Origin of the sequence: Streptomyces sp. NPDC006265 (assembly GCF_040613555.1) — a bacterium.
Taxonomy (GTDB): domain Bacteria; phylum Actinomycetota; class Actinomycetes; order Streptomycetales; family Streptomycetaceae; genus Streptomyces.
Genome location: NZ_JBEXSH010000771.1, coordinates 1 through 4475, shown reverse-complemented (window position 1 = coordinate 4475; position 4475 = coordinate 1). Strand labels below are relative to the sequence as shown.

The 4475-nt window shown below is 72.0% G+C and carries 5 protein-coding genes; 2 read left to right on the top strand and 3 right to left on the bottom strand.

Annotated features, from left to right (window positions below; genetic code table 11):
• Window positions 1–413: serine hydrolase domain-containing protein (locus tag ABZ281_RS39565; protein ID WP_356662821.1), on the bottom strand; the 413-nt coding region annotated here is incomplete at its 3' end.
• A 222-nt stretch (window positions 414–635) separates the two neighbouring features.
• Here ABZ281_RS39565 and ABZ281_RS39560 point away from each other — a divergent pair.
• Complete coding sequence (locus ABZ281_RS39560; RefSeq protein ID WP_356662820.1) at window positions 636–1046, top strand: VOC family protein; 411 nt, start codon at window positions 636–638, stop codon at window positions 1044–1046.
• Between the two features lie 132 nt (window positions 1047–1178).
• Here ABZ281_RS39560 and ABZ281_RS39555 read toward each other — a convergent pair whose 3' ends face one another.
• Together ABZ281_RS39555 and ABZ281_RS39550 are read right to left on the bottom strand one after the other, a co-directional pair.
• The gene (locus ABZ281_RS39555) at window positions 1179–2537 is read right to left on the bottom strand and encodes an MFS transporter (RefSeq protein ID WP_356662819.1); all 1359 of its coding nucleotides are present in this window, start codon (window positions 2535–2537) and stop codon (window positions 1179–1181) included.
• Between the two features lie 164 nt (window positions 2538–2701).
• Window positions 2702–3367 (bottom strand): TetR/AcrR family transcriptional regulator, encoded by a 666-nt coding sequence (locus ABZ281_RS39550; protein WP_356662818.1) that lies wholly within the window; start codon window positions 3365–3367, stop codon window positions 2702–2704.
• A 141-nt stretch (window positions 3368–3508) separates the two neighbouring features.
• Here ABZ281_RS39550 and ABZ281_RS39545 point away from each other — a divergent pair, with 141 nt between their 5' ends.
• Window positions 3509–4384 carry a shikimate dehydrogenase gene (locus tag ABZ281_RS39545; RefSeq protein ID WP_356662817.1) on the top strand — a complete coding sequence of 292 codons (876 nt, stop codon included), beginning with the start codon at window positions 3509–3511 and terminating at the stop codon, window positions 4382–4384.
• Window positions 4385–4475: the final 91 nt, after the last annotated feature.

Below are 4475 nucleotides of genomic sequence, written 5' to 3'. Positions count from 1 at the left end.
GTCATCAGGTGCCGGACGAGTATCGGGCCGTCGGCCGGGCGGGTCTCGACGTCCGCCCCGGCGCCGCCGACGTAGACCCGGGGGTCGGCGAACGCGGGCAGGTGGTCGGCGACCGGGTCGTCCAGGGACAGCCGGCCCTCCTCCACGAGCATCAGCGCGGCGACCGCGGTGACCGGCTTCGTCATGGAGTAGACCCGCCACAGGGTGTCGGGCTCGACCGGGAGCCCGGCCGCGATGTCGCGTCGGCCGTGCGTCGCGAGGTGGGCGACGCGCCCGCCGCGGGCGACGGAGACGAGGAAGCCCGGCAGACGGCCCTCGTCGACCAGTCGGGCGAAGTGCCGGTCCAGGCGGCCCAGCACCTGCGGATCCAGCCCGACCTCACCCGGATCGACCTCTTGTCGCAGCTGTGCCATGGCTCGTCTCCCGTCGCGCTCGTCGAGGTGAGATCCGGCATACCCCGCCCGGCCCGCCTCAGACCCCATCGGGGTGCAGGAACAGTTCATGATCGCGTAAGAACGAGTGAGCGAGGGGGCCTCGGGCCCGGGGCGGAGGACCTATGGCCGATGGCCTGGTGGGAGCTGCCTTCCTAGGCTCGGGTCGTCGCCGTGCTCAGGACGCCAGGAGAAGAGGTCACGATGCCCGTGAACGGTCGCAGCCACATCCGTATCGCCCGTCCCTCCAGGGACCTCGCGGCAGCCGAGCGGTTCTGGGGCGGAGGGCTCGGGCTCGGCGTGGTGTGGCGGGCCGAGGGCGGGGACGGACCTGGGGAGCACAACCTGCTGATGCTCGGCTGGCCCGACGCCGACTGGCACCTGGAACTCGTGCACGAGCCCGCCCGGCCGGTCGAGCCCCGTCCCACGGAGGAGGACCTGCTCGTCATCTACGTGGACGGTCCCGTCCCGGACGACCTGGTGGCCCGGCTGGAGGAGCACGGCGGCACGAGGGTGGAGTCTCCCAACCCCTACTGGAACCAGTGGGGAGTCACCGTCGAGGACCCGGACGGCTACCGCCTGGTCCTGTGCCGGCGGGCCTGGTCCAACGGCTGAACCCACGAGGCTCGGGGCAAGGCACCCGAGGGGTGCGGGGAACTGCGCGACCGCCCCCCCACGCACCCGCACCCGACGCACAACCACCGGCTGCCGGGCCCTCAAGGGGCCCGGCAGTACGACCTGATGACCTCAGGCCGTCACCCTCTCCGGCTGAACAGCCCCGGGTTCGGCGCGCTCTCCCAGCGACTCCGTCGGAACCCGGTGCGTCTCCCGCGCCGACACCGCCGCGATCACCGGCGGCACGCACAACGCCGCCGTGAACAGCGCCACCGCCGACCAGTCGTCGCCCCCCGGCCCCGCGATCTGCGCCGCGAACGTCACCGCGAACCCGGCCGCCGCGAACCCGATCTGCGTGCCGATGGCCACGCCGGACAGCCGGACCCGGGTGGTGAACATCTCGCCGTAGAAGGCGGGCCACACCCCGTTCGCGGCGCTGTAGACGACGCCGAAGCAGACGACGCCCGTCACGAACGTCAACGGGTAGGAGCCGGTGGAGACCGCCCACAGGTACAGGAACATCGTCACCGCGCTGCCGGCCGCGCCGATCAGGAAGACCGGGCGGCGCCCGATCCGGTCGGACAGCATCGCCCACAGCGGGATCGCGGCGAGCGCGACGACGTTGGCCAGGGCGCCCACCCACAGCATGGCCGTACGCGACATGCCGACCGCGTCGCTCGTGGCGTACGCCAGCGCCCACACCGTGAAGATCGTGCTGACCGAGGCGATCAGCGCGCCCGCGATCACTCGCAGCACATCCGCCCAGTGCTCGCGGAGCAGGATCAGGAGGGGCATCCTGACCGCACCCTCCTCGGCTGCCTGCTGGGCGAAGGCCGGCGTCTCGTCCAGCTTGCGGCGGATCACGTAGCCGACGACGGCGACTCCGACGCTCAGCCAGAACGGCAGCCGCCAGCCCCACGACAGCAACTGGTCCTCGGGCAGCGCGGCGACCGGGATGAAGACCAGCGTGGCCAGCAGCTGGCCGCCCTGGGTGCCGCTGAGGGTGAAGCTGGTGAAGAAGCCGCGCCGGTCCGGCGGCGCGTGCTCCAGCGTCATGGAGTTGGCGCTGGCCTGCTCGCCCGCCGCCGAGATGCCCTGCAGCACCCGGCACAGCACCAGCAGGACCGGGGCGAGAGGGCCGACCTGGTCCCGGGTCGGCAGACAGCCGATGAGGAACGTCGACAGGCCCATCAGCATCAGCGTGAAGACCATGATCTTCTTACGGCCGAGTTTGTCCCCGTAGTGCCCGAGCACCAGCGCGCCGACCGGGCGGGCGGCGTACGCGACGCCGAACGTCGCCAGCGACAGCAGGGTCGCGGTCGCCGGGTCGGAATCGTCGAAGAACACCTCGGGGAAGATCAGCGCGGCGGCGCTGCCGTAGATGAAGAAGTCGTAGTACTCCAGGGCGCTGCCGATCCAGGCGGCGGTGGCGGCCTTCCTGGGCTGGCCGGGCGGGGCGGCGGACCCTGAGGGCATGGCGGGGACGGACACGGCGGCTCCTTCGGGGGGCTCCACCCTAGGGCGGAGCGGGGCGACGGACGAGCAGAGGGGACGTGCCGGATCGCGGCTAATTAACCCACTGGGTAGTTAGTAGGGGATGGCCAGAGATGCTGCGCCCGCGTGTCGCCGGTGTCAAGGGGTGGTGCGAGGGACGTTCAGTCCGCCGAGCGCTCCGCCGTCAGATACGCGATCACCATGTCCCCCAGCATCGCCCGGTAGTGCGCGCGCTGCGCCCCGTCGAGCAGGTCGCGGCCGAACAGGGCACCGAAGGTGTGCCGGTTGGAGACCCGGAAGAAGCAGAAGGAGGAGATCATCGCGTGCAGGTCGACGGCGTCGACGTCGGCCGTGAACAGGCCCGATTCCTGGCCCGACGCCAGGATCCGGCGGATCACGTCCAGGGCGGGGGAGCCGATCTTCCCGAGCTTCTCGGAGCCGGCGATGTGCTGCGCCTCATGGATGTTCTCGATGCTGACCAGGCGGATGAAGTCCGGGTGCTGCTCGTGGTGGTCGAAGGTCAGCTCGGCCAGCCGCCGGATCGCCGCCACCGGGTCCAGGTGGTCGACGTCGAGCTCCTGCTCGGCCTCCCGGATCACCCCGTACGCGCGCTCCAGCACGGCCGTGAACAGCTGCTCCTTGCCGCCGAAGTAGTAGTAGATCATCCGCTTGGTGGTGCGGGTGCGGGCGGCGATCTCGTCCACCCGCGCGCCGTCGTAGCCGGCCCGGGCGAACTCCTGGGTGGCGACGTGGAGGATCTCGGCCCGGGTGCGGGCGGCGTCACGGATGCGCTCGCCGGATCGTGCCGGTTCTTCGACGCTGGTCATCAGGTTCCTTCGGGCGGAGGGTCCGGTGCCGGTGATTCTAGAAGCAGGGCTCGTCCGGCCGAGGGGTCTTCCCGAGCCCGCGCTCGGCTGATATAGCTAACGTACTAGTTCGTACATTAGTGAGCCGCTCGGGAGGCGCGCATGCCCAAGGACTCGTATCTCGTCGGACTGATCGGTTCCGGTATCGGTCCGTCACTCAGCCCGGCGCTGCACGAGCGGGAGGCAGACCGGCGGGGCCTGCGCCTGGTGTACCGGCTGATCGGCATCGACACCCTCGGGGTTCGGCCCGAGGCGGTCGGGGACCTGGTGCGGGCCGCCCGCGACCTGGGCTTCGACGGGCTCAACATCACGCACCCGTGCAAGCAGCTCGTCATCGAGCACCTGGACGCGCTCGCCCCCCAGGCCGAGGCGCTGGGCGCGGTCAACACCGTCGTCCTCGAGGACGGCCGCGCGGTCGGCCACAACACGGACGTCACCGGCTTCGCCGCCTCGTTCGCGCGCGGGCTGCCCGACGCGCCGCTGGAGCGGGTCGTGCAGCTGGGCGCCGGCGGTGCGGGGGCGGCCGTCGCCCACGCCACGCTCACCCTCGGCGCCGGGCGGGTCACCGTCGTCGACGCCCTGCCCGAGCGGGCCGCGGCTCTGGCCGGAGCGCTGAACCGGACCTTCGGAGAGGGCCGGGCGGACGCCTCCGCCCCGGACCGGCAGGCCGAGCTGCTCGCCCGGGCCGACGGCATCGTGCACGCCACCCCCACCGGCATGGCCGCCCACCCCGGCCTGCCCCTGCCCGCCGACCTGCTCCACTCCGGGCTGTGGGTGGCCGAGGTGGTCTACCGCCCGCTGGAGACCGAGCTGCTGCGGACCGCCCGAGCCCTGGGCTGCGCCACCCTCGACGGCGGCGGCATGGCCGCCTTCCAGGCCGCCGACGCGTTCCGCCTGTTCACCGGCCGGGAACCCGACGCCGCACGGATGCTGGCGGACCTGACTGAACTGGCCGGGGCCGTCGGAGCTCCGCACTAGTGCCGCGGCAGGCAACGTTTGCCCGTTGAGGAGCGGCGTTTGGTGCGTGCTCTCGGCGTGCCGGCCGGAAGCCCTCGTACTGGACGTACTC

Bases quoted from the DNA above. Each gene is read 5' to 3' on its own strand.
- ABZ281_RS39545 (WP_356662817.1), top strand. From the start codon at position 3,509: ATGCCCAAGGACTCGTATCTCGTCGGACTGATCGGTTCCGGTATCGGT.
- ABZ281_RS39550 (WP_356662818.1), bottom strand. From the start codon at position 3,367: ATGACCAGCGTCGAAGAACCGGCACGATCCGGCGAGCGCATCCGTGAC.
- ABZ281_RS39560 (WP_356662820.1), top strand. From the start codon at position 636: ATGCCCGTGAACGGTCGCAGCCACATCCGTATCGCCCGTCCCTCCAGG.